This is a genomic window from Lactococcus ileimucosae, from assembly GCF_943193185.1.
GTDB classification, from domain to species: Bacteria; Bacillota; Bacilli; order Lactobacillales; family Streptococcaceae; genus Lactococcus; species Lactococcus ileimucosae.
Genome location: NZ_CALPDE010000001.1, coordinates 180,416 through 205,589 on the forward strand (window position 1 = coordinate 180,416; position 25,174 = coordinate 205,589).

The window sequence follows — 25,174 nt, forward strand, 5'->3', positions numbered from 1 at the left end:
AAAAATCAATATACAAAGAATAGTTTGAAAGATTTTAAGCTTCATAAATAAGACTCCTCATTATTTTATTGGAATTCAGCTCCCCAGAAAACTGCAATAGGCGGAGTGGAATTGAAAACAATACCACCAGGAGAGGCTGCTGCAAGAATGCCCAAAGAAGCTAAAACCTTAGATACAGTAGGTTCAGGAATCCATACTCCACCGATAGCAACCCCAGTTCCTATTCCATTTACAGTTGACTTAGATAGACCGATACGTAACCCCCACCAATAAACATGGACGTAATTGCTGCCTTCTCTAAATCTTAATAATCCGCTATTTCCAGAATTTGAAATAATGGTTACAGAGTTATTATTTTGTTCAATTCTTGTTCCATTTTTCAAATTTTCAGAATCCGAAATAATTTCATTTTTTTGAGAAATTAGTGCTTTTAATTTTGATAACTCCTCTGAAGCAGTATCTTTGGGTAATTTATTGGCATCAATAATAAATTTATTCCCTGATAATTTGATAGCTTGGTCAAATTTATTAATAAAATCTGAAGAAAGTGGATGCTCTAAACTTTTTTGTACATCTGTAGTTATAGATGTGTTAGCTTGATCTGCCGACGCACTGTTTACCCTCAAAGATGCTGTAGCAGAAAATAAAATAGGTGCTATCGCTAAGATGGCAATCAATTTTTTCACACGAATCTCCTTATGCCTTGATGCCCCCATTAAATCACTTTAACAACCGAAAGTAAAGCGCTATCATGAAATTAGTAAGACTATTTTTTTATTACTTGCATTTGTGGCAAGAATCATTAGTGCTGCAAAAAGACTCTATAATTATAGGACAAAGCACAAACAAAACACCTGCCACAATGATAAACGTGGCAGGTGTTTTGTTGGTATTTCCAACCTTTATTTTTTAGATTTTAACAAGCTAAGGTAAGCTTGCCCCAAGTAGTAAACTAAGCTATGAACTGGTAGTTACTACTTTAGATAATGTCCTTTTTGACTGAGGGATTCAGATCCCCTCCTGTCACAGCAGCAGTACTTTCCATTTTTGTCAAATCAGAAACTAATTTTTAAAGCTCATCTTTGTCTTCACTCTGGCGGTGAACAGCTTGTGTGATTGTACGACAGTCAACGCTTGATTTTCCTCTCAGGTGAGTGCTGAAGTGCCGTCAATAACAGTGTATCTGATTGGGTGTATGTCACATCTATACATGTGTCTTCACTCCCAGATACATCCGAAAAGATATCTGCTTCTTTTATATGCTATTTCTTTCTGCCTTTTTTCATTTTTTTCTGCGCGCGTTTCATGGCCTGCTTCATGGCAAATTGGGTAGCTTTTCCTTTAAGACCACCACCGAACATGGCACTCATATCAGGCGTGCCAGAAGATGCTCCGCCTCCCATAAGGCCTTGCAAATCTCCTAGGGAAGACATGTCTGGCATTCCGTTAGGCATCTTTTTCATGTTTGGCATTTTACCGCCAGTGCCGCCCATCATTTGCTGCATCATTGCATCCATATCACCATTCATAATGCCTTGCATCATGTCTTTGGACTGATTAAACTGCTTGATGAACTTGTTTACTTCGATGAAACTATTCCCTGAACCTGCAGCGATACGACGACGACGTGCTGGTGAAAGCTCCACCTCTAATTGACGTTCCGCTGGTGTCATCGAAAGAACAATGGCACGTTTACGCGCGATATCTTTCGGATCAACTTTGACATTTTCGATACCAGGCACTTGTGACATCCCCGGAATCATTTTCATAATTTCTTCCATCGGTCCCATGTTTGTCACTTGGTCAAGTTGTTCCACAAAGTCACTGTAGTCAAAACGATTTTCCGCCATCTTGGCAGCCATCTTCATGGATTGTTCTTCGTCAAACTGTGCCTGTGCTTTTTCAATCAGCGTCAGCATATCCCCCATACCAAGGATACGCGAGCTCATGCGGTCTGGGTAAAAGATTTCCAAATCTGTCAGCTTTTCCCCTGTACCAGTAAACTTAATGGGTTTCCCCGTAATCTCACGAATAGATAAGGCTGCACCACCACGTGTATCCCCATCAAGTTTAGTGATGATGACACCACTAATATCTAACTTTTCATCAAAGGTTTTAGCCACTTGTGCGGCAACTTGACCTGTCATCGCATCAACAACCAAAAGGATTTCGGTTGGTTGGGCAAGAGCTTTAATCTCTTGCAGCTCATTCATCAGCCTATCGTCAATTTCTAGGCGTCCTGCCGTATCAATCAACACATAGTCTTTACGTTCTTCACGCGCTCGCGCTAGACCGTTCTTGACGATATTTACAGGACTTTCAGCTGTTCCCTCATCATATACAGGAATGTCAAGCTGTTCACCTAGAGTTTTTAATTGATCAATGGCTGCTGGACGATAAACGTCAGCTGCAATCATGAGAGGACGGGCATTTTGCTCTTCTTTGAGTTTTTTAGCAAGTTTACCTGCAAAGGTTGTTTTACCTGCCCCCTGCAAACCAACCATCATGATGATTGTTGGAATTTTAGGCGACTTCAGAAGCTCAGCCTCTCCGCCACCCAAAATTGCTGTCAGTTCTTCATTGACAATGGAGATAACTTGTTGCGCTGGATTAAGTGCTTCTGAGACTTCTGTCCCAATCGCTCGCTCGCGAATCGCTTTGATGAACTTTTTCACGACAGGAAGAGCTACGTCAGCTTCAAGAAGGGCCACACGTATTTCTTTCGTAATTTCTGTTACATCTTGTTCTGTGATTTTCTTTTTGCCGCGCAAATTTTTGAAGACATTTTGCAAACGTTCTGTTAGATTTTCAAAAGCCATTTTTATATTCCAGTCCTATTATTTTATTCAGATAGTTTTATTATATCACATTCTGTCAAAGGCTAATCATTGACTGTGTCTTCGTACAATGAAAGTATGCCACTGTAAATTTTAGTTTTGCTCAGATAGTTTCTTGATGTCCTCTGGACGACCAATGACAAACAAGGAGTCACCAATCATCAAACGCGTATCTCCTGAAGCAATTTCTACTCCACCATGGATATGTTTGACATAACTGATATTCAAATCATAGCCATTTAACTCTGAAATTTCAGAGATGAGACGGTTGTTCATCTTACGCGAACATACCTTCACTTCGGCAAACTCAATGTTTTCTGCAATATCCACGACATTACTAATATTTTCAAAAATTAAACTTTCAGCAATCTTACGCCCCATCTCAACCTCGGGAAGAACAACACGGTCTGCACCGATTTTTTCTAACAGGCGATAGTGATTTTTATCGACGGCCTTCGTGATGACTTGCGGTACTCCCGCATCTTTAGCAAGCATGGTCACCAGTACAGAAGACTGAATGTCTTCGCCGATAGCAACGATAGCAACATCAAAATCTTGAATACCAATCTCATCCAAAACACGTTCATCCTTTGCATCCGCAATGATTGCATTAGGTACTATATCTTTAAAGAGATTGACCCGGTCCTCATTTTGATCCATGACGAGCAAGTCGGCTTCTGTTTCTGCGATGGTTTTGGCAACCGCAGAGCCAAAACGTCCAAGACCTATAACAACAAATGATTTCATATTAGCCCACCATTACCTTTTCTTCTGGATATTTATAGAGAGATTCATGATTATCTTTCGCATTAAGTGAATAAATAATCGTAAACACACCAACACGGCCAATGAACATAAGAATGCCTACAATGATTTTTCCGAGCACATTTAACTCCGGTGTAACTCCCATACTTAAGCCCACAGTAGACAAGGCTGAGATAACTTCAAAAAGAATTTGATCTACACGAAATTTTGGATTCGTCAAAAGGAGGATAAATGTTGCAATAACCATCATAAAGAAATAGAGAAAGACTGATTCGTATGCTTGTTTGACTACACTTTGTGGAATTGTTCTATTTTTAAAGCTTGTGTGTTTATCGCGCTTAATAATCGAGCGCACGTTGAGCGCTAGAACACCTATTGTCGTCGTTTTCAAACCTCCGGCTGTTGACCCTGATGTTCCTCCGATAACCATTAATATTATGGTGAGAAAAATACTTGCTTGGCTGAACAAATTATACTCTTGGATAGAAAAACCAGCTGTCCGCTGAGAAATAGATAGAAAAAGGCTCTGCATGACAAATATAAATGGATTGTTACTTACACTTTCAAAGTCAGAAATTAGGAAGAGCAACATTCCACCAAAGACAAGAAATGCTGTCGTTGTAAGAGCTAATCGGGTATGAAGGGATAACCTTCTCTGCTTCCTATAGTTCAGTATATCCATAATAACGATGAACCCTAAACTTCCGCAAACAACCATTGATGCAATAACCATCAAGACGTATGGCGAGTGCTCATAAAGCATAAGTGAATTGCCAAACAGATCAAAACCTGCATTGCAATAGGCCGAAATGGTATGGAAAACACTATACCAAATTCCTTTGACTAGTCCAAACCTTGGTACAAAGGAAAAGGACAAAAGAACACTGCCACAAAATTGAATCAAAAGCGAAATAATCAGTACGTTAATGACTACCCGAACGCTTGAACTCATATCTGATAAACTATAGGATTCCTGAATAATCAGTCGAGATTTGAGCGACATTTTTTGATTGAGGAGGAGGAAAATACTGACAACCAATGTCATAAAACCCAGCCCGCCCACCTCAATCAAAAGCAATAAAATAACCTGTCCGAAAAGAGACCAGTGGGCACCGGTATCAATTACAGTTAAACCTGTGACACAGACAGCAGAAACAGCAGTAAATAGCGCATCTATCGGATGTGTAAACTGTCCTGTACTCGAAGAAATCGGTAAACTAAGCAAAGTTCCCCCTCCAATCACGAGCATCAAAAATGCGATAAAAATAATCTGCAGCGCTGTTAATTTTTTTAAGTTTTTTAGCATGAAGTGCTTACTCTATTTCTCCTGTTTATATTTTGTCTAACACGCTTCTCTTTTCAAAAAAATATAGCAAAAGACAGGCCTTTACTATATAATGTTTTGCCATGTTTATCTGGGAAGTAATCTTAAGCAATGGAAGAGAGCCTATCCAGCCTTTCCACTAGCTTTACTTGACTTCTTCTTATTGCCTTTATAGCGGCGGGTCAACTCTTGTGGAGCGCGTGCTTCCATGACTACTGGCAGAACAACTGGTTTACGACGGGTTTGAGTATAAAGGAATTTACCTAGAGCATCACGGATGGCTCCCTTGAGGTCTGCCCAATCAAAATCAGTTCCTGCAAGATACTTTTCAACCGTTTCATTTACCAAGTTTCCCGCATCTTTCATCAAATCTCGTGAAGTTTTGACATAAACAAAACCGCGTGTATGTACACGTGTTTGGCTGATGATTTTACGTTCAGCTTTATTGATGGTTATGACAGCAATAAAAATTCCGTCTTCAGATAATACTTTACGGTCACGTAAAACCACTGAACCAATATCTCCAATACCCGAACCGTCAATCATCACGTTTTCCGCTGGAACAACTCCTGCTGGAATCATTTCGTCTTCTTTATTGAAAGATACAGACTCACCTTTTTTAGCGATAAAGATATGTTCTGGAAGCACGCCCAGCTCCATAGCTAACTCTGCATGAGCACGTAACTCACGATATTCGCCTTGGATAGGGATAAGGTTTTTCGGACGTAAAATATCGATCATAAATTGTAAATCGCGTGCGTTGGCATGTCCAGAAACCTTCAAACTTGCCCCCAGCATCTTCATGACACCACCGGCACGATAGACATCATTTTCAATGCGCGCAATCAGGGTTTCATAAGCGATGGAAGGTGTTGTTACTGCAAAAGCAACATCTCCTTCTTTGATTTTCACCCACTTATGACGTTTATGAGCCATATCTCCGAGAACTTTTAGCGGTTCACCCATGCGGCCTGTTTCGATAATAACCAGTTCTTCATCCGCATATTTACTGATTTCACTTGGCTTAATAATGGCCTTTTTATCTTCAATTTTCAGCTTCTTCAAACGTGTCGCTGTCTCGACGATTTGGTCCATGTCTTGACCCGTAAAGACAATACGCCGACCAAGTTTGAGCGCCGCTCCAACAACTTGTTGAATACGTCCGAGGTTACCAGCGTTACAAGCGATAATTACACGTCCTTGCGCTTCATCAATTGTATCGTAGATTTTCTCATAAATTTCATGCTCACTTGCTGATTGTTCGCTTGACAAAGCATTAGGCGAGCTTGAAAGTAGAGCCAGCACCTTACTGTTTCCGATTTCTGCAAGACGTCGCATGTTTGTCCGATAGCCTTGTGCAACAGCTGGGTCAAAACGGAAATCACCCGTATAAACAATATTCCCCGAATCTGTGCCAACGACGATACCCATTGATTCTGGAATGGTATGTGTTGTTGAGAAAAAGGAAATGACTGCTTGACCGAAATCAATTTCTGTTTCCTCAGTTACAACATAGAAGTCCTTGAATTTTTTGCTGCCCTCATAGTTACGCACGTTGATTTTAGCAAGCTCTATCGTCAACTCACTTCCAAATACAGGGACACGTAATTCTGAAACAATATAAGGCAAGGCACCGATAGAATCTGCATGACCGTGTGTCAAGAAAATTCCCGCAACGCGGTCTGCATTTTCTACAAGATAATCAATATCCGGAATCACAAAGTCAATCCCTAACATATCACTGTCTGCATACTTCAAACCTGCATCAAGAACGAAAATTTGCTCGTTCACCTCCACCAGGTACATATTTTTACCAAATTCGCGTACACCACCTAAAGGTGTAATTTTTATATCTGCCATTTATTAATTAAAAAACCTTTCTTTTTTCGTAATAAAAGGGATTGGCATTCCAATCCCCACCGAGAATACTTACTACAAGTATAACTCAAAGCTACAAAAAAATCAATCAGCTGTTCCTTAATTCCTCTTACCATGCGGCTTATGCAATTTTACATTTTGAAAAAATTTCCTTATTTCAACTTCATATTTTTCCATAAATTTTGAATTTTTGATACGTAAACACCCTTTGCCCATTGCTGATTTGGGAAAGTTGTTTTGCCATGAGATATTTTCACCATAAAAATAGACTGCTACATAATTTTTTTGTGAAGCAATATTAATGGTGCCTGCTTCTTCATAGCCTGGACTGGGATAGGGGTTTTGCCCCAGAGCAATAGCAGAAAAAGTCTTGCCATTGTCAAAATAGCGCAGTTCTTCTTCTGGAAAGGTACTGTGAACCATGTGCAAGACCTGTCTCAAAAGTTGCGAGTCCTGAGCTTGCGCGATGTACTCTTCGATATTTTCAGCAGCATTATACATTTAAGATTCTCTCTTTCTGCATTAGAAGTATTTGTTCAAAAAAACTTGCACAACTTCTTTGTATTTTTCCTTATCCATTTCATAAGACCTAATGTGACGAGCGCCTTTGGCAATATAGATTTCTCTTGGCCCTTGGGTTGCCTCATAGTTTCGATAGGCCATTTCTAGGGGGACAAAAGTATCCTGATCGCCGTGTATGAAAAGGAAGGGCTTATTATTTTTCGCCAGCTGACGAAGTGCAGAGGCTTCTTTCCAGCTGTAGCCTGCAAAAAGCTTGGACCAAAAAGAAAGGAGGTGTATCAAGGGAAACTGAGGCAAATGAAAATCATGTTTCGCCTTATAAGATAACTCATTCCACACGCTATCATAGCCACAGTCTTCAATAAAGCACTTGACATTTTCCGGGAGTGTTTCACCTGAGAGCATCATCGTTGCAGAAGCGCCCATCGATATGCCAAACAAAGCAATCTGGCTCTGTGCATTTTTCTCAATAATTTTTTCAATCCATCCCTTATTGTCCTTAAGGTCCAACCAGCCAAAGCCAATAAATGTCCCCTGACTCCTAGCCCCAGCACGGTAGTCGGGCATCAGTACGTTATATCCCAGCGCATGAAAAAGCCAGCCAAATGCACCGTAACGCTCTCTTACAGACTTATAGCCATTGAACAGCAAAATTGTCTTATCTGTTGCCACTCTAGCTGGGAGATACCAAGCTTTAAGTACAAGATTGTCATGTGTCTGTAACTGCCATTCCTCCTTTTCAGCCTGCATAAATGCAGACCATTCAGAGTATAATGCTGCGCCTTCTTTAGGCTGTTTTACCCAGATACTTCTATTTTTACTTTCAATAAAAACAAAAAGTCCTAAACTAACAACAAGGATGAAAAATATGGGGACCAATAAGAATATTAAGAAGGAAACCATGGTCTTATTATAGCATGATTTCTGTCTTTGTTTTTCAAATATGAAAAAGTGAGGAGGCACTTGACTAACGGAATCTCAGGCTATAAATAAACAGCCCCGAATTGCGGAGCTGTTTGGATATAATTTGCTAGGCCTGAGTGCTTTTTAGTTGGAGGGTTGGTGGATGATGAGGGCGGGGCGGACGCCGCCATTATAAAGGCTAAACGTGCGAGGACCCTCGCCATGCAAGTTTCCACCAGCGGCAGTCAAACGCCAAGCAGCCGTGTCAGTCGCAGGAGTACGTAACCACCACCAAGCGCGACCATGAACAGAGAAGACACGTTGCGTATGGTTAGGGAAGGCTAAACCTCCTCCAGATAAACGTGTGACATCCGCAAGAGAAAGAGCAAAAGCTCTAGCCGTTCCTCCCGGAACAACTTGTGTGATGTCTGCCGCAACATCTCCTCCTAAGTTGTTAGGAATCCATCTGTACCCACCCGTAAAAGTAACAGAAGCATCCTCAACTTCGCCAGTTGTAAAGTTATTTGCCACTGGCTGAACAATGTCTTGAACTGATGAATCAAGAGCATCATACCAATCAACCAAAACTGTACCTTGTGCATTCCAAGAGACATTCCGTATCGCATCATTCCGAATAATCATATGATTCCCAGAACCTTGATTCTCTAGATAACGATACTCCTCCCCGGCCATGGTAAAGATACGCCCCGGGCGCATGGTCGAAAAGTCAAAGGCTGCTGGTGCACTGTCTTCGTTAGGCAGTGGGTTCGGGCCGTCATCGTACATCACTCCGTTCTGGATGCCACGGAGGAATTCTTCTAACTCCGCATGGTGTTGCTCTCCATCATTGAGGAACTCCTCATGCTGGTCAGGGTGTACCAGTCCACTCTCAACATGGATCCCATAGTAGTAAAAGCCGTTAAAAACCTTGTCCTCAATGGCAGCTGTCATCTCTGCTGCATCAAGCAGGTAAGAGCTGGCTTGCTCACTGTCCAGTCTGTTGGCCCAGTAAGCCCAACCTGTGTTGTGGTCAACCACCCAGAAGTTGCCTATCTTGTCTTCGTTAGGTAAGTTGCTCCACTGGTTCATGGTCATTGGCGCACGGTCCTGTTGTAAGTTTTGAGCAGTTTGGTTGGTCACTTCTTCTCCCGGCCAGATTGGACCACTGTTGTCAAAGTTTTCGTTTGCTGACCAGTAAGCATCAATTCCGTCTCCCGGGTGTGTCGCGCCGTCTGTGACCCCATCTGTAGCGCCGTTCCCTTCGATCCAGTCCCGTGCATGACCAGCCGCTGCTGTTCTTAAGTCCAGGTTGTCATGGTTGAAGGTGGGCATATACCATGGGGCATCTTGACCGGAACGTTCCCAACCAAAGATGAGTGTGGCATACTGGTCGAAGGCATTTGAGGCATTGCTATTTTCTCGGTCATTGATATTGCCTGCGCTTGGAATCCATGTGGTCCAGTTTTCTACATCGTCACGGCTGGTCCCTGCGACCAGAGGCGTGAAGTCCGTTTCGTCACGCTGGCGGGTTTCGAGGAACTCGGACAGGCGTATCCGTGCCATGATTGGGCGTTCCCCGTAGTTTTCCACGAAGACGTCCTTGTTTTCGGTGTCTCGGTTGTAGTAGTCGTGGACACGGCCACCGACATTGATGTCCACTTCATTCAACCGGTCATTGATGGCCCGTTGGTTGAAGGCTTGGAAGGCGAAGGTGCCGCCTACTGCGAGTAACAAGAGCGACAGGAGTGCGAGGTTGCGCAGCCGCCGTTTTTTCTTTTCTGGTGTCATAAACTCCTCCTTTGGCGTAACATTTACTTTTGAGTTTTCATCACAAGAACATTTCTAATGTTACGTTTACTTTCTGAGTCTATAGTATAAAAAAAGGTCAAATGAAATGAGTGTTTGATGAGAAAAGCGAGGGAGACTTTCACTTAACCTTGCTTTCAGCTTCCGTGGTCAGCGCCTGAAAAGTGGACAAAAAAGAAGCTCCTGCCTAAGCTTGAGCTTCTTCACTTCACGAAAGTCCTTTTCACTTTCTCTTTTTACACTCCTCTATCGTCTTTTATTTTCAAGTCGTTCATCACAGATTTACCTAATTACTTGGTACGTCAGATAAGGTCCAAGTCAGCCCGCCTTGATATTTTGCTGCATATTGTTGGGGAACAGGTACATCTAGATAAATACCTTTCTGAGTTGTTGCTTTCCAGTTTTGGCTTAGATTAAACGTCCCACCTTTTGTGTCTGTAGGCTCACTCTGAACGAGTATGTTATGGTCTGACAGCATTGTTTTGCTTAAGCCATCAGCACTAAACCAAAGCGCCCCGACTAACGAACGTCCTCCTGCAAGAGCTGCTCCTGACTCATCCACCTCAACCAAAGGATGATTTTCTTTTACAAACATTGCCCATCCTGTATTTTTAGAGGTCAGTCTGGTATCGGTTACCACAACATCCTGATCGTAGCTTGGAAATGCTCTTAGGCTGGTTGGTTTAACTTTCAATTGTCCAAAACTCATTATCGATGGTGCACTTGTAAAGTTAAGGCTTCCGCTAAAAATTGTGACATCTACAGACTTAGAGAGTGTTTTATCCGCAGCAGAGAAGTTATAAGTAATGGGAACAACGTCATTTGATGCAGCATTCTTTAAAGTAGAAAAATAGTCGTTCGCATTGGCTAAGGCTGCTGAAGAAACGGTGCCATCTGCATGATAAGCTTTCGCACGTGTATAAAAGTCAAGTTTTTCTTGATTACTGCTCGCTCCGATTTCATTGGCTATATCTTGTCCTAATGTCACAGGGTAAGCATTCACAGACTTTTGTCTGTCTGAAGATATGACTGCTTCATCTGCCACAAGGACGAGATGTGCCTGTGCCTTTTCATGTTTTGTCGTCCATGTGACAGGAATGTCAAGATAGTCTCGACCTTCTAAACCAGCATTTGTTGCCTTGATTGTATTCGCATCTAGTTGGAGGTCTGTCAGATCTCCTCCCACAACATCCATAAGAGATTTCAACTGACTTTCAGTGAGACTTTTTGCGATAGTTTCGGAAATAATTATATTTTTGGCCGACAGTTTCAATGTGATAGTGATTGTAGCTTTTGGGGAAATGTTCGGCACTGCTGCAGAAATTTTATTTGTAGCCATACTATTTAGAAAAGCAAGTAATAAAACTGCACTTATTATCAAAAGACGTTTCATTTTTCTCCTCTTCCTTATGACGGACCATCTACAATGGTGTATTTAAAGGTACCAGCTCGTTTTCCTGTTTGTGAAAGTAATGTGTTTTTGGCTTTAATCTTTATCCCAGCTGAGCTTGGAATATTCAAGGTATAATTTTGACCAGCATTAGCCATCGAAATATAAGACGGAAGATTTGCATCCGATGTAACAGGTACAATGGGAAGCGCTATTCCTTTCTTAAATTCTGTCGTATTCCTCATATTTGCCGGATCATTCCAATAATAGCTTAGACGGTCAGAAAAATTATTTTCCAGCATGGTTACAGTAAGATGAAAATTAGGTGCCTGTCCTCTATCATCGCCCAAAACGAGCCGTTGAGTTGCGTTACCATTAATCAAATTGGACCATGAACCATTAGCTGGTGTCCCATTAGCGTCATTGGGGTTGAGTGAGACATTAAAAGTCCGTGCCATAGCGGATTGTCCTGCATCTAACCAGAGTCCGATTGGCTTGTACCAAGAGATGTAGCGGGCGTTATTCATATTAACTAAATCCACTCTGGAATAGTTATTCGGCGTTAATGCAGAGTCTGTAATAGCACCCAAACCTGTTATTCGACCTGTATTTTGCCTGTACCAAACATCACGCGTTCCTAAATTATTTTGATTAGGCGTTGCCAAATCCAAGTTTTCTGGATTAAAACGCGCTGCTGTCGTTGAGGTATGCGTTCTCAATCCCTTTCCTGTAATCGTGATTGGAAAATTATTATTTGCATTCACAGTATAATCAAACACCGAACCCCCAGCCGTGTTTAAGGTTACAACCTTAGAATCATTAAGCACTATACCGCTTCCCACTCCTGGACTCCCAGCAACGAGACTCGCCGTTGTTTTCAAGTTATTCAAGAGCAAGCTCGCATTTTGCCCAATGTTCCAGCGCACAATTCCTGTCCCGACAAAACCATTGAGATTGATATTTCCACCACCAGTAGTTACAGCAAGTCGCCCGTTATTTCCGATATTCATTGTCCACGAATTATTAGCTACTGCTAAAAACCAGCCTCCGCTATTTCTTGCAGCTGTATTTTCTGTTCCTTTGATATCAAAGGAAGCATTATCGCCAATATCCCAAACCATCGGTCCACTATTGCCATCATCATAATACATACAGAAGGTATCATTAAGGTTCCAAATCAAACGTGCATTATCCGCAACTTTCAGTGTATGAGCGTTATTATTATAGGTGTAAAAAGGTTGATCCCAACCCCAGTTTTGGTTTAGGGTTGTTGTGCCCGAGACAACTTCAACCCATTTCCCACCTTGAATCCACTCCCCTTGATTATCAGCGCCAGTCAAACCTACCGTGGTCATGTTATTATTTTGTCGGATATTAAAAGTATTGTTGCCGAAAAACAATATTCGACCATTGTCATTACGGATAGGTTGTGCTCCAGTTGTTGGTGCCCCATTGCTCACTGTAACATCTTGATAGATAAAGGTTGGTTCAGAACCACCCCTTCCGACAGACTGAAAAATTCCCCCAGTAATGTTATTGGTGATATAGGCATTTTTTACTTCTAATACCGTTGCACTTGAAACCCCTGAGTTTGGCACACGGAAAGGACCTCGGATATAGCCAGCTCCTGCGCCAGAACCCGCCCCTGCTGTTGTGTAGTTGGTGTCTGTATCAAGATAAAGTCGGCGTCCATTCCCATTGATGGATAAACTTTTGCCCTCAACAATCGAAACGCCATTATTGGTATTTCCTGTATTTGCGTAATTATAACCGCCAATATCAGGAGAGCCCGGAACATCTCGAACAACGTTAAAATAGACTGTTCTGTTCGAAGCAGCATTAGGTCTAACATGATGGTAGGTATCCATCATGTCTTTCCAACTGTCCGTATCATAGTAAGTCGCTCCTGCTTGACCTGTGATTGCCCCAGTGGTATCAATACGGCCGATTAACACCGCTGCATCTGCACTTCTTCCGATTCCGAGCAGTATCAAAATCATAGCTATTATAAAGAATGGAGCAAGATATTTTTTACTTAATGTCATAAATTCATTTCCCTATAGTCCTTGAACAAGTGTATTTGTGATTGTTGCTTGATAAGCGCCAGGCTTTATTTCTCGTGTGGTGTCCAATTGAATTTCAGCAGTGGCACCCCCACTTGTTTGGTTTCCCTGAGCGTTTCTCTGTCCAGTTAAGACCCTTCCAGCCTGCCCAAGGATATTGACAGCGTTACTTCCTCTTATCGTACCCGAAGCATTGTCCGCAACGCTAATCTTGAAATATTTCAAGGGTAAAACCGTTGGCTTACCATTAATATTTCCGGTAAACTCACTTATCTTTTGCTGCAAATTATAGCCATTAGAATTCCCTGTGATATTGAGGATAGTATAGGCTGCCGTTCCTTTAGTGCTTATAGCGCCAGTTGTCGTAGCTTCTGTATTTGAAAAATTGAAGTCTGGAGCTTGAGTAAGATACAAGTTATCTGTCGCAGGTGCAGTAACATTGATATATGTATCCGCACTGCCATTATTTGTGTCAATCTGTACATCTGCATGAACAGGTGAAATAAATATTACGTTAGCTATAAGCGTCAAAGCTGTATAAGAAATGAGTTTCATTTTTCTTTTCACTTTTTCTCCTTTCTTTGCTTTAGACTATAACCAATAAACCCAGTCATTCCCCCAGCTAGAACCAAAGCACCTAGCCCTAGAAAGTTTGTCTGGGCATTTTGTTTAGCGCCTTGAGGGCTGACTTGAACCTTGCTTTCACTGTCCACTCTAAGTATATAGGCTTCTTTTAATGTTTCGTTCCCCTGCCTTGCTTCAATATCTAGTTTATACTCTCCGCCTTTGTTCAACGCTTTTTTCACCTGTAAAGGTAAAGTAATGTCGGCATAGGGTACTACTGTTCCAGAAGGATAATCTAAGCTTGAATAAAGATTTCCTTTTTTATCTTTTATCGATACCTTGAGTTGAGTTTTCTCTTGCAATACACCCTTATTATTTTTAAGACGAATGGATTGTTCGTCTGTTTTTATCTCATCAGGTGAAAGCGAAAGAGAGGCTGACTTGTCTCGTTCACCGGACTGCAAAATCAGAGCAACGGCTGAACTATAAATGTTTAATAAGCTTTGTTCTTTCTCTACCTCATTCGCACGTCGTGTCACATTGATTCCTCCTATTGCAATCTTATTTGTCCAAGAGCTAGGAATTCTAACTTTAAGAGGAATTTTTTTAGACTCTCCCGGCTGCAATACTACTGTAGCACTTCCTGAGTCCTTATTTTCTCCGATTGAAATGTTTTTGTAAAAGTCAAAGACTTTTGTATGTGAAAGAAATTTTTTAGCTTCGTCTTCTTTCAGACCATAATCTATAATAAAATTTGAATTCGTGATGGCTTGATTTGAAGTAATATCAAATGTATTTTTCTGCTTGCCGTTGTTTATTTGAATATATAAAGTGAGTTCTTCACCACTTTTGACATTCAACCACCAGTAACCTAATTTATCGTCTATCTGATGTTTTTCAAGTAGTGGACGTGCTGAGAAGTCTGCTCCTGCATTTTCTTGGGCAGCAATGTTTTCTCCCTTTAGCATCAAACCCAAAAAGCTTGTTAGGAATAAGAGTGAGCATAGTGCAATTTTCTTCTTCATTTCTTTCATCCTTAATATCTAAATTACAGCACGTTCGGCTAATAATAGAAACAATACTGCTTCCTTAATCTTCGATATCTTTTTCATTCAATCTTTTCTCAAGTTCAGCTATACGCGCTGTTTTCTCATCCTCCTCTTGGTCCTTTTTGCGTCGTTTCCAAAGGATGAAGAAGAAGATAAGAATGAGGAACAAGAAGAGAAGAGCAATGATTAACCACTTGATCCAAGAACTGTCTTGCTTTATGGTGACATCTTTCGCATTAAGCTCCCGTGCTTTGTCCGCTGTAATTTCAAAATCTTGTACGAATGTCCATTCATATTTATATCTTGTTTCATTGCCTTTTTCGTCTTTGACTACATAGGCTCCATTTTCATCCTTTTGTCCGTGCACAACCATCTTCATTTGATATTTACCCGGTTGTAACTTCTCCCCATTCAATGCCAAAGGGTAATCAAAGTTGGAATTGGGAGCCATCTGCATCATCTCTTTGCTTGACTTATATTCAAGCTTAGGGTTGTCAATACCTTTGACAGTTGATGAAAGCTGCATTTGGTTCAGATAACCCATACTTGGGTTTTGCAGGTTAGCATTAATCACATTTCGATAATTGACTTGACCCGCTGAAACTTTTGTTAGTTTGAGATCTGGAGCCACTTTTTCATTTGATTGACTCAGCAGAAGGGCAATAACATAGGCATATTCATTTTGGATACTGATTCCTTTTGTGTCTGTTGTTTTTTTTTGAACTTTGCTTTTCTTTGTAGGTAAGCCCTCCAGCCATATAACCTTTAAATGCAGATGAAGGCATCTTGACAGTAACTTTTACAGTTTTTGTACTTTTTGGCTCTAGGACTATTTCTTCATCAAGTTTCACATAGTCCTTCATGTTATATTTTAAAGAAGAATCAGGTTTTATACTGTTCGGAGAGTATTCTACTACACCATTCAAGTTTGTTGTTGCACTGGCTAGTCCTTGCTCAACAGTAACCGATTTATCTGTTGAATTGCTCAACTCAACTGTAAGCGTCTGTGTTTGATTAGGATTCATTAAGAGGTCAAAATACGAAGCCTTACTCGCCTGATTGTCAGGGAGTATGGCTTTAACACTAAAGTTAAATTGGTTGGCAAAAGCTGGCTTTACAAAGATAAACATCCCTGCGAGAGCCAATATAAAAACGGCCCATTTTTTAAAGTTTTTCATTTTTTGTTTAACCTCGATAAGAATCTGTTGAATACAGATAGTAATTTATAAATAATGCCTTATTCTCTTCTCTCTTGTGGAACAAAGAGAGAAGAGAATATAATTTGCTGAAAAATTTAGAGTGATGTCATCTTTTTAAGGGAAGTTGTTTCAGCTTAAGCTTTTCACCCGGAACAAAGTTCCTAACGTTCAAAGGCTAATTTGCGGGAGTGTCTGTTAGTGTCCAAGTAATCGTAGATTTATAAGTCGTAGCTAACTTTGTCGTTTTACCCGGAACAAACAGGGATACTGATGAACCTTTACTTGTGTCATCTCCCCATACGAGCAAGTTTGTCCCTGCACCCTTACCAGAACTTGCCCCAAGTATCGTACCTGACGAAGCCCCCGGTGTTAAAGTTACTGAAGAAAGCGACTTATTTGCAGGTGCATCAGAGATGGAAACAAGACGACCGTTCGCAAGTGTCAGTTGAGCACCAGTCAAAGTTGAGCCTGTCCCGGATGAACCCGTTGTAAATTCTGTCGCTTTAACAGAAAGAGACCATCCTGCAAGCGTTCCACGATTATCCGTCACTTGAACCCAGTTAGGACGAGTTGAACCATCAGAAATTGGATTTGCGGCAGCATTATATGTTCTATCTGCTGAAGTGATTTCCTGACTCCCAAAATCAAAGCTGGAAGCATAGTCAATAGAGAGAGGGCCATTAGTACCAGGATTGGGTCCGTTTGGATCGGTAGGATCAACGGGTTTAATTGGTTTTGTGGGATCAACAGGATCCGTTGGTTTAGTTGAAGGAGTGTAGGTAACCTCTCCTTTTGAATTATAAACAGCTTCATCGGCAGCAAAGACTGTCGATACTCCAGCAGATGAAGCAAGTAAAGTCAGTAATGTGAAAGAAAGAATTTTTTTCGTTTTCAATATTTATTTTCCTTATTTTTATCTCTCTAACTGTTCTGAGGAAGCTCAGACAGTATCCATTTCAATTGTGTTGTATAGAAGGCTGAGTCTTTAAACGTTTTTCCCGGGACGAAAAGTTGAACATCTGTGTTAAAGCTTTCTTTTACCCATTGGCCCTCTTTGTTAAGTGTCCTTTGCTCTACAAGTTTACTGCCCCAACGTATCATCCAAGTTCCTGCTCCTGCACCCTTATCTGCTGCGGCCACAAGAGTTTCTTTCCCGGGGACAAGATCAATTACTTCTTGAGCTCGGGGGGCTGTATCTGTATTTTCTGATACTGCTTCTGGTTTTTTCAAGGAAAGCATCGCTCCTTTCAGAACAGGGTATTTTGCTCCTGGCTTTCCTTGATGAAACTGAGACACTTCTAAGACTTTCAGCGTCCAGCCTCCCAGTGTCCCTCGGTTGTCTGTCACTTGGACATAATTAGGTGTTTCAAGTGTTGAAGCATTGTATTTTTGCGATTTGGCATAATAGATTTTATCTTGAGCTGAGACAGCATTAAACCCAAAGTCAAAAGAGGAGGCATAATCTATCGATAAAGGACCTGCTGTTCCTGGAGCAGGAGTAACTCCTCCCGGCCAAATGGGAGAAACAGGAACTCCTGGTTGCTCTGGACCTGGGCTAGTCGGTGGGGTTATCTTGCTTCCTGCAAGAAAACTAATTTGTCCCAATGCTGGATAGCGTTCAGAGTCAGCTTTGCTCTTCTCTGAAAAACTTGTGAAAATTATGGAAACTAGAAGTAAAGCTACACTGTATACAGATTTTTTTCTCATTCCACCTGCCTTTCGTTAGCCAGTGCATCCTCTAGTTTCCTGGTGTATCTGAAAGTTTCCAGATAAGAGTTGTCGTGTAAGCTGCTGCCTTTTTAGAAGTGCTTCCTGGAACAGTAAGCGTAATCGGAGATTGAGCCGCTACAGCATCCTGAGAGACCGCACTCGAATCGTAATCTGCTGTAGAACCTAGAGCGTATGTCCAGGTGCCCATCCCTTCATTTGCTTTGGCTGACATCAGAACTTGATCAGAAGTACTTAAAGAAAATGTTGCCGCATTAACATTAGAAGGTTTTGCAGGAGTTACTGTACCATTTGTTACACCCTTGCTGAACTTGAGGTCGGCGCCCGTCAAGTATGTTCCAAGAGGTGCACCTTTTTCGGGTGTACTTGTGATATTCGTCCCTTTTTCTCTAAATTGTCCATCTGTTGCCACAGAAAGTGTCCATCCTGCAAAGTTTCCACGTACATCAGTAACCTGTGCATAGTTTGGCACAATGCCAGAAACTGCTCCATTCCCATTAAGTATCTTTTGCCCATGAGCATAGTATGTTTCACTTTTCGCGCTAATTTTTTGCTTACCAAATGCCAAACTAGAAGCAAAGTCTAGACTCAACCCCTTTGTTACTTCAACAGGAGGTTTTACTGGGTCTGTTGGATCGGGATTTTCTGGCGTTACTGGTTTCTCAGGATCTGTTGGGTCTACTGGTTTGGTCCCCGTATCTCCTGTTACGAACTCCACATCCCCTGAAGTATCATAGTTCGCGTTTGCAGCAAAAACTGGAGGCGCAATAAGTGGTGCAGCAAGCATCAGTGCTGCAAGCGTTGCTGCTGATTTGATATAAATTTTATTCATAAGTTTATGGTATTCCTTTGGTTCTTTGTAATTTGTGACAGCCATGAATTTGAGTAATGTTCACTGTCAAAGTGTCGTTAGTTCGCTTCCTAGAAGAGTACTTCCAAGATGTTCTTTTTAAAACATTGTTCAAGTATTATTCATTTCCTGATTATTCGAAGCCTGTTTTTCAACCCAGCACCATGTTCTTGCACGTTATCGTATCCACTGTTTGCTTGGGGTTTAGACATTATAGGCTCAAAGATAGTCATGAAAGTAATAAAAACTTTTTTAACATCCCCTCTCCAATTCTTTTAAGGTTTTATTAAAATGAGGTAATAAAGTTAGACGTCAATCACCTTAAACCACAAATCTATTTAAGCACACCCCTCATTCTTTAGTCAATATTATTTTGAGAATTTTGTTTTTTATTATTTTTTTCAAAAAAAATTTTAAAAAAAATTCACTTAAAAACCAGTAACAGTGCTACTCTATTTCTTCCAAACTGAAAACACAAACTCTTGCTTTATTCAATATTAATTTCAGAAAAAAGGAATCATTTGCAAATTTTTTTCATTTTGTTATGATTGAAAAAATGAGAAATGGACTAACAATGAAGAAAAAGCACCTAAAAATCCTAATTACTTTACTCACTCTTTTAATGCTCGGAGTTCTCTCCATTCCCTTTTCAAAATATTTTGGACTGGCAAGTCATTCCCAACTGATAAAAAAGCCAGATATAAAAAATAGCTTGCCTGAGAGAATCCCGAATCCTGAGCCTATTAAAGCGCCTAATCTGAGGGAAGTGATAAAATCCTACAACACTCCAGATACAACTGCTGTTGGGCAAGTAATCGTGCCGAGTGTTTCTGTCAACCAACCAATTTTTATAGGTTTGACAAAGGAAAATATGACTCGTGGTGCTGTGAGTCTCTTTCCAAAACGTCAGCCAGATCAACAAAGCTTAACGCTCATTGGACATCATGTTCAGTATGACTCTAGTCTTCTCTTTGGTGGTGTCCAGTCCTTAAAAAAACATGCAGATGTTTATGTGCGCTATCTTGATGAGTATTACAACTATAAAGTTGAGTCAAATCGTATCATCAAAGAAACAGACCTGGCCGCTCTCGAAGATAAGGGCCCTAATTATCTGCTTCTCGTGACTTGCAACAGCGCGACAACAACTCCCTATCGTGTTCTTGTCACTGCTAAAAAGGTAACCACACCTTCTAAAAAAGCTCACGCTTCTTTTACTCAGCAGAAAGAGATTATTCAAAAAGCGCATACTAAAACCTACTGGATAAAATTTCTACTTCCGTTGTTTCTTGTTATCTTTTTATCAGGGATATTTTTAATATATATTTGGAAATTATGAGTAGACTACTGAAAGTGAAAATAAATGGTGAAAATAAAAAGAAAGTCCAATCTTGCGCTTCATTTTGATAGACTCTCGATAAACAGAACTTTTAAAAACCCCCTTCACGATGGGGTTATTTTTTTGTTTAATCTCGTATAATACTTTATACAGTTATTTTTCTCCGAAAAGTAACCGCCCTGACATGCTGGAGAGAACTCTTCCAGTGTTGGTTGACTGTAAAGCTTCTCCATCCAATATTCTCACTTTTTGTGAACTCTGCAGGGCAACAGCAGTATCTGGTGCAAAGAAATATTTGGCTTTCTTTTTCTTTCTGTTTTCCTTTTCACTTTTTTCTTTTTCACTTTTTTCTTTTTCACTTTTTTCTTTTTTAATTGGTTCAGACGACTTAGAAGGAGATTGTTTTGATTCCTCTGTTCTTGTTTCTTGAGGAGCAGGTATCGTTTCTGGATTCTCGGGGCTTACCGTCGTATCTGGCGAAATGGGATTTAGCACTTCAGCAGCCTCAGCAGGTGTTTGAGATGTTAGTCCTGTCGAACTAAAAGACAATAAGATCAGACCACAAACAAGCCAAGAAGACATCTTAGCTGCTTTTATATTTATTTTTTTCATCGAAGATAGTCCTTTTTGTAATTTATTGGTTGTCAGGGAGTTCACTGAGTATCCAAGTTAATTTTGTACGATAGTCAGCAGCATCTTTAGGAGTAATTCCGGGAACATACAAGCTAACAGAGGAGCTAAAGTATTTTTCAAGCTTTTCTTTACCCGCGAATAACTTCTTTTTAAACAAATCCTCTTTTCCTCCCCAGCGAATGATCCATGTCCCAGCTCCTTCACCTCTTTCTGCTTGAGCAACCATGGTTTCTACTCCTGGTGTCAAATCAAGAACTTCATACGATTTAGGGTGTTTTGAATCGCCATTCGTAACTGATGTTGCTTTTAGAAAAGACAGAGAAGCCCCTTTCAGCTCCTCATACCTCGATGATTTTCTTGTTTTAAACTGTTTTTCTTCATAAACTTTTAAAGTCCAACCCTTAAGTGTCCCTCTATTGTCTGTTATTTGAATAAAATTTGGTGTCACAAGCGAGGAATTAGAGTAGCGTTGAGCTTGTGCAAAATAAATTTGATTTTTATTCGAAATTTCATTCATCCCAAAATCAAAACTGCTTGCAAAATCAATAGAAAGATTACCACCGGTGCCTTTATTGGGCTTAGTATCGTCTGGATTAATCGGTTCAACAGGGTCATCTGGATTTTCCGGATTTACGGGCGGCGAGATTGCATCAGATGGGGTATAGGCAAGTTCAGCGTTTCCTTTGTAAGGCCCCGTTTTATCTTCGGCTGCTCCTATTAGCGCGAACTGTAGGGAAAGAAAAAGCCACAGTGAAAAAATTATAATTTTTATATACATCTTCCCTCCCTACTTGGATTGACTTTGAGTTCTTATTTTTCAGAAAATTGTCTTTTCTTCTTTCAAAGTTTTCATCAAGAAGACAGCCACCAAAAAAGGAAAGAGAGCAAAAACTATAAATTTTACATTTGAGGCATCACCTGCATCTGGTATTTTCCCACTTTTTGCCATTCCTGCTTCATTTTTTTCTTCAGACGACAGAGTATTATCTTCATCTTTTGGAGGATGATATTCTCCATAAAATCCTGTCTGCCCATATCCTTCATAGGACACAGCTGCCACAGAAAAATTTATAAAGCTAAAGGATATTAAAATTGATAAAAGCAGAGCGGATAAATTTCTCCTTGTTTTCTTCATTCAGCCTTCCTCCTAGATAGTCATTGTATTTACTAATTCTAACATTTCACATTAAAGAAATCATTTTTATTTTTTTTTTCAAAAATAAAAATAAAACAAAAAAATCGAAAAAATGAATTTACGATTTTTTAACAATATAATATTAAGAATCTAAGCTGTCTTTCTTTATCCTTACCACACTATTTCCAAAAAATTCCCAGTCATAAGAGGTGGGAGGAGAAGCCCAGATGATTTGCTCTGCTTCAACGTCTAGAGAAGGCAAGTTGGACAAATAAATATCAATGTTTTCTCTGCCCCCACCAATACTTGCTTCAATATTTAAAAAGCCCAAAGATTTTATGTTTCTCAAAATATACTGGTTATAAGATATACCATAGGAAAAATCAATGCATATTTTGACTGTTTTTCGCGTTTTGTGAACGGAGGTATAGCAGAGCAACAAAAACATATATTCACGCGCAAGTGCTTCATGTTTTTCTTGAAATAAATCCCCATCTTCAGAAGACGTCATCTTTTGATTGACGAAATCATAGCAAAATATTTCTATTTCTTCATAATTTTCTCCCATAAATTTAAAGTCATTGAGGCTAGAAGAATCAAAATTTGCCCTTAAGGAAATGAGTAATCTCAAGTGAATGTTGTTTAATTCTCTTTGGGCTTCGACTTTTTCAAATTCAGATTCATGCTCCCCAAATTTTTCACTGAATGTCTCTGTAAATTCCTTTGTCAGTTGAAGCACCTTATCTGGTAACTTGAAGCTACACTCTTCCGTCATCCCCTCACTTTCAAGAAAGTAGAGGAGCTCATGAGCTTCTTCTAATATTTCATGTTCTGTCCCCTCGAGAAAATCTTTTAGGAGTTCTTGGATAGGTGGGATAAAAGGACTCTCTCCTTTCATAAAATCTTCAGCTTTTGTTTTATTTCCAAGATAATTTCTCGTATAAATGACAAAGAGACGATACGATAGTTTCGTTTTATCTGTTAAGGATAGGTTCTGCGTAAAAAGCCCGTTTATTTTTTCTAAGCCAGTAATCATCAGACTAAGCTCTTCTGCAACAGCACTCGAAAAAACTTTATAGAAATCACCATAGAGAGAGAAATAAAAGTTATAAACAAACTCTCGAATCATCCATTCTTCACCTGAAAACCTCATATTTTTATCAATGGAAATCCCGTACTCTACTGTCAAGTCAGAAAACTTTTTCACAAGCTTATAGGTTGATGATTTGGATAAAAAAACTATTTCTTCCAACTCCGCAATTTTGGTGACTTCCTCAGTAAATATGGCTCTTACAAGTGATTGCATCTGGGATCTTTGCACATAATGGTTCAAAAGGACCATTATGTTACCTTGAGTTTTCCTTTCATAACGTACGTAACTTTTCTTGGTTTGCAAATCGATGAGATAATAGTGCTCTAACTTCCAAGTCTTGATTTCCGCCTTTATTTCTGAGAGCAGTTTTTTCACTTGATAGTTATTAATCTTAACTTCTTCCATCAACTCATCAAAAAGAATTGTAGAAAGATGGTGGTTTTCAAGATAATAGAGTATCTTCAGTTTTTTTAAATCATCTTCGTCTAAATATTTTAACAAGCAACACTTCCTCCAACTCAAATTTTTTTATTTATATAATATTACATTATATTGAATAAAAGTCAAATAACCTAATAGAAAAAGAGCCATGCCGCATTTTTTAATTTTCTATCTGATTGTTTATAGATTATGGCTTAAGACTTGAATTTAACAAAAAAATCGTAAAGATAAATCTTCACGATTTTTTATATGAGCAATTACTTTGCGTTCAAAGCAGCAACAGTCATGTAATTATACGGACTGTTGAAGTGCGGTAAAAAGAAAAGGTCAAGCAGCGCAAGTTCGTCAATTGTTTTCTGCTCCTGAATTGCTAAACTAAACATATTAATGTTTCCGGCAATAATCTCACTATAACTGGCCAATTGAGCCCCGACAATACGACGACTTTCTTTTTCATAAACAATACGAATCTTGACTGTATCGTTGTCTTCGTGCAAGAACCATGCTTTTTGTTTATCCTCAAAATCCGTGTAGCTAACATCGAGCCCAAACTTCTCTGCTGCCTTAACTGAAAATCCTGTTGAAGTCATGTTATAGCCAAAGATAGAAATCCCATTTGAACCCTGAACACCTGCTGATTCCAGCGGCTGTCCGCCAATATTATGACCTGCAACAATTCCTGAGCGAACAGCATTTGAAGCGAGTGCAATATAGGTAAAGTCTTGCAAAGCATTTGAATAGATACTTGCCACATCTCCTACAGCGTAGACATCTGGATCACTTGTTTGTTGATGTTTGTCTACTTTAATCGCTCCGTTTCTTAATGTTTCAAGTTGATCACTTGCCAGAGCGCTGTTTGCTGTAAAGCCGATACAGTTGATTACCATATCAACGTCATAACTGTCCTTATTGGTCACAATCTGTGAAACACGACCATTTGTGCCCTTAAATTCTTGGGCAATTTCCCCAAAGTGTAATTCAATACCCTGTTTTGCAAGATTTTCATCCATTCCTTTGGCAAAGTCTTCGTCGTAATATGAAGCGAGAGAGGTAGCCTCTGCATCAAATAGTAACACTTCCTTGCCGCGGCGTTTTGCAGCTTCAGCAATTTCTGTCCCAATGTACCCTGCTCCAATAACAGCAATGCGTTTCACACTCTCTTTAGCAAATTCTTCATCAACCGCTTGCCCTTCTTGGAAAAGCTTCAGAAAATGAATTCCGTCTAACTCATTGCCTAAAATTTTAGGAATAATCGGTCTTGAACCCATAGCAAGAATGAGCTTATCATAATTTTCCACTAAAGCTTCCCCAGTTTTGCTTGTAGCCTGTACTTGCTTCTTCTGAAAATCAATAGCGGAAACTTCTGTTTCAGTGAGAACTGTCGCGCCTTTTGCTTCAAAATCTTCTGGACGAGCATAAAATAACTCATGAGGCTGGTCAATCTGACGTCCTACCCAAAGTGCGGTACCACAACCAAGATAGCTCATATTGCTGTTGCGATCGATCATAACAATTTCATGACCTGGATACTTGTCTAATAATGTATTTGCAGCGGCAATACCGGCGTGATTTGTACCTATGATAACGATTTTCATATTGGAAAATCTCCTTTTTTACATTTATTACATTAACACAACCATACTATCACATATATTTCG

General features: G+C 40.0%; 21 protein-coding genes and 1 pseudogene. 1 reads left to right on the forward strand and 21 read right to left on the reverse strand.

What is annotated here, in order from left to right; genetic code table 11:
- Positions 1 to 65: 65 nt before the first annotated feature.
- The 16 genes and pseudogenes from NFR51_RS00780 to NFR51_RS00860 form a co-directional block, all read right to left on the reverse strand.
- Entirely contained in the window at positions 66 to 686 is a 621-nt protein-coding gene (locus tag NFR51_RS00780) for a hypothetical protein (RefSeq protein ID WP_251711870.1), read from the reverse strand.
- A gap of 576 nt (positions 687 to 1,262) precedes the next feature.
- Positions 1,263 to 2,819 (reverse strand): signal recognition particle protein, encoded by a 1,557-nt coding sequence (ffh, locus tag NFR51_RS00785; protein WP_251711871.1) that lies wholly within the window; start codon positions 2,817 to 2,819, stop codon positions 1,263 to 1,265.
- A gap of 111 nt (positions 2,820 to 2,930) precedes the next feature.
- Positions 2,931 to 3,584: a potassium channel family protein gene (locus NFR51_RS00790; RefSeq protein WP_251711872.1), complete on the reverse strand. Its 654-nt coding sequence runs from the start codon at positions 3,582 to 3,584 to the stop codon at positions 2,931 to 2,933.
- Position 3,585: 1 nt separating this feature from the next.
- On the reverse strand, positions 3,586 to 4,908 hold the full coding sequence (locus NFR51_RS00795; RefSeq protein WP_251711873.1) for a TrkH family potassium uptake protein: 1,323 nt from the start codon (positions 4,906 to 4,908) through the stop codon (positions 3,586 to 3,588).
- Positions 4,909 to 5,049: 141 nt separating this feature from the next.
- On the reverse strand, positions 5,050 to 6,786 hold the full coding sequence (locus NFR51_RS00800) for a ribonuclease J (RefSeq protein ID WP_251711874.1): 1,737 nt from the start codon (positions 6,784 to 6,786) through the stop codon (positions 5,050 to 5,052).
- Between the two features lie 117 nt (positions 6,787 to 6,903).
- Positions 6,904 to 7,305, reverse strand: a complete 402-nt coding sequence (locus tag NFR51_RS00805) for a DUF1801 domain-containing protein (RefSeq protein ID WP_251711875.1) — start codon at positions 7,303 to 7,305, stop codon at positions 6,904 to 6,906.
- A gap of 21 nt (positions 7,306 to 7,326) precedes the next feature.
- Complete coding sequence (locus NFR51_RS00810; RefSeq protein WP_251711876.1) at positions 7,327 to 8,229, reverse strand: alpha/beta hydrolase; 903 nt, start codon at positions 8,227 to 8,229, stop codon at positions 7,327 to 7,329.
- A 144-nt stretch (positions 8,230 to 8,373) separates the two neighbouring features.
- Positions 8,374 to 10,017 carry a DUF6273 domain-containing protein gene (locus NFR51_RS00815; protein ID WP_251711877.1) on the reverse strand — a complete coding sequence of 548 codons (1,644 nt, stop codon included), beginning with the start codon at positions 10,015 to 10,017 and terminating at the stop codon, positions 8,374 to 8,376.
- A gap of 304 nt (positions 10,018 to 10,321) precedes the next feature.
- On the reverse strand, positions 10,322 to 11,428 hold the full coding sequence (locus tag NFR51_RS00820) for a WxL domain-containing protein (RefSeq protein ID WP_251711878.1): 1,107 nt from the start codon (positions 11,426 to 11,428) through the stop codon (positions 10,322 to 10,324).
- A 14-nt stretch (positions 11,429 to 11,442) separates the two neighbouring features.
- Complete coding sequence (locus NFR51_RS00825) at positions 11,443 to 13,470, reverse strand: RTX toxin (RefSeq protein WP_251711879.1); 2,028 nt, start codon at positions 13,468 to 13,470, stop codon at positions 11,443 to 11,445.
- A 12-nt stretch (positions 13,471 to 13,482) separates the two neighbouring features.
- Positions 13,483 to 14,055 (reverse strand): hypothetical protein, encoded by a 573-nt coding sequence (locus NFR51_RS00830; RefSeq protein WP_251711880.1) that lies wholly within the window; start codon positions 14,053 to 14,055, stop codon positions 13,483 to 13,485.
- The gene (locus NFR51_RS00835) at positions 14,052 to 15,077 is read right to left on the reverse strand and encodes a DUF916 domain-containing protein (protein ID WP_251711881.1); all 1,026 of its coding nucleotides are present in this window, start codon (positions 15,075 to 15,077) and stop codon (positions 14,052 to 14,054) included. The genes NFR51_RS00830 and NFR51_RS00835 overlap by 4 nt, the downstream gene beginning before the upstream one ends.
- Positions 15,078 to 15,141: 64 nt before the next feature.
- Positions 15,142 to 16,279, reverse strand: a pseudogene (locus NFR51_RS10785) (WxLIP family cell surface protein).
- A 196-nt stretch (positions 16,280 to 16,475) separates the two neighbouring features.
- Complete coding sequence (locus NFR51_RS00850; protein WP_251711883.1) at positions 16,476 to 17,195, reverse strand: WxL domain-containing protein; 720 nt, start codon at positions 17,193 to 17,195, stop codon at positions 16,476 to 16,478.
- Positions 17,196 to 17,221: 26 nt separating this feature from the next.
- Positions 17,222 to 18,007, reverse strand: a complete 786-nt coding sequence (locus NFR51_RS00855) for a WxL domain-containing protein (protein WP_251711884.1) — start codon at positions 18,005 to 18,007, stop codon at positions 17,222 to 17,224.
- Between the two features lie 31 nt (positions 18,008 to 18,038).
- Positions 18,039 to 18,860, reverse strand: coding sequence for a WxL domain-containing protein (locus NFR51_RS00860; RefSeq protein ID WP_251711885.1), 822 nt, complete (start codon positions 18,858 to 18,860; stop codon positions 18,039 to 18,041).
- Between the two features lie 730 nt (positions 18,861 to 19,590).
- Here NFR51_RS00860 and NFR51_RS00865 point away from each other — a divergent pair.
- Positions 19,591 to 20,214: a class A sortase gene (locus tag NFR51_RS00865; RefSeq protein WP_251711886.1), complete on the forward strand. Its 624-nt coding sequence runs from the start codon at positions 19,591 to 19,593 to the stop codon at positions 20,212 to 20,214.
- 153 nt (positions 20,215 to 20,367) lie between these two features.
- On the opposite strand, the gene NFR51_RS00870 is transcribed toward NFR51_RS00865, so the two are convergent.
- The 5 genes from NFR51_RS00870 to nox all read right to left on the reverse strand — a co-directional run bounded on the left by NFR51_RS00870 (position 20,368) and on the right by nox (position 25,111).
- Positions 20,368 to 20,826 (reverse strand): hypothetical protein, encoded by a 459-nt coding sequence (locus NFR51_RS00870; RefSeq protein WP_251711887.1) that lies wholly within the window; start codon positions 20,824 to 20,826, stop codon positions 20,368 to 20,370.
- 22 nt (positions 20,827 to 20,848) lie between these two features.
- Complete coding sequence (locus NFR51_RS00875; RefSeq protein ID WP_251711888.1) at positions 20,849 to 21,625, reverse strand: WxL domain-containing protein; 777 nt, start codon at positions 21,623 to 21,625, stop codon at positions 20,849 to 20,851.
- Positions 21,626 to 21,664: 39 nt separating this feature from the next.
- Entirely contained in the window at positions 21,665 to 21,982 is a 318-nt protein-coding gene (locus NFR51_RS00880) for an EF2685/EF0750 family sortase-dependent surface protein (RefSeq protein ID WP_251711889.1), read from the reverse strand.
- Between the two features lie 142 nt (positions 21,983 to 22,124).
- Positions 22,125 to 23,576, reverse strand: coding sequence for a helix-turn-helix domain-containing protein (locus NFR51_RS00885; protein ID WP_251711890.1), 1,452 nt, complete (start codon positions 23,574 to 23,576; stop codon positions 22,125 to 22,127).
- Positions 23,577 to 23,773: 197 nt separating this feature from the next.
- Complete coding sequence (gene nox / locus NFR51_RS00890; RefSeq protein WP_251711891.1) at positions 23,774 to 25,111, reverse strand: H2O-forming NADH oxidase; 1,338 nt, start codon at positions 25,109 to 25,111, stop codon at positions 23,774 to 23,776.
- Positions 25,112 to 25,174: the final 63 nt, after the last annotated feature.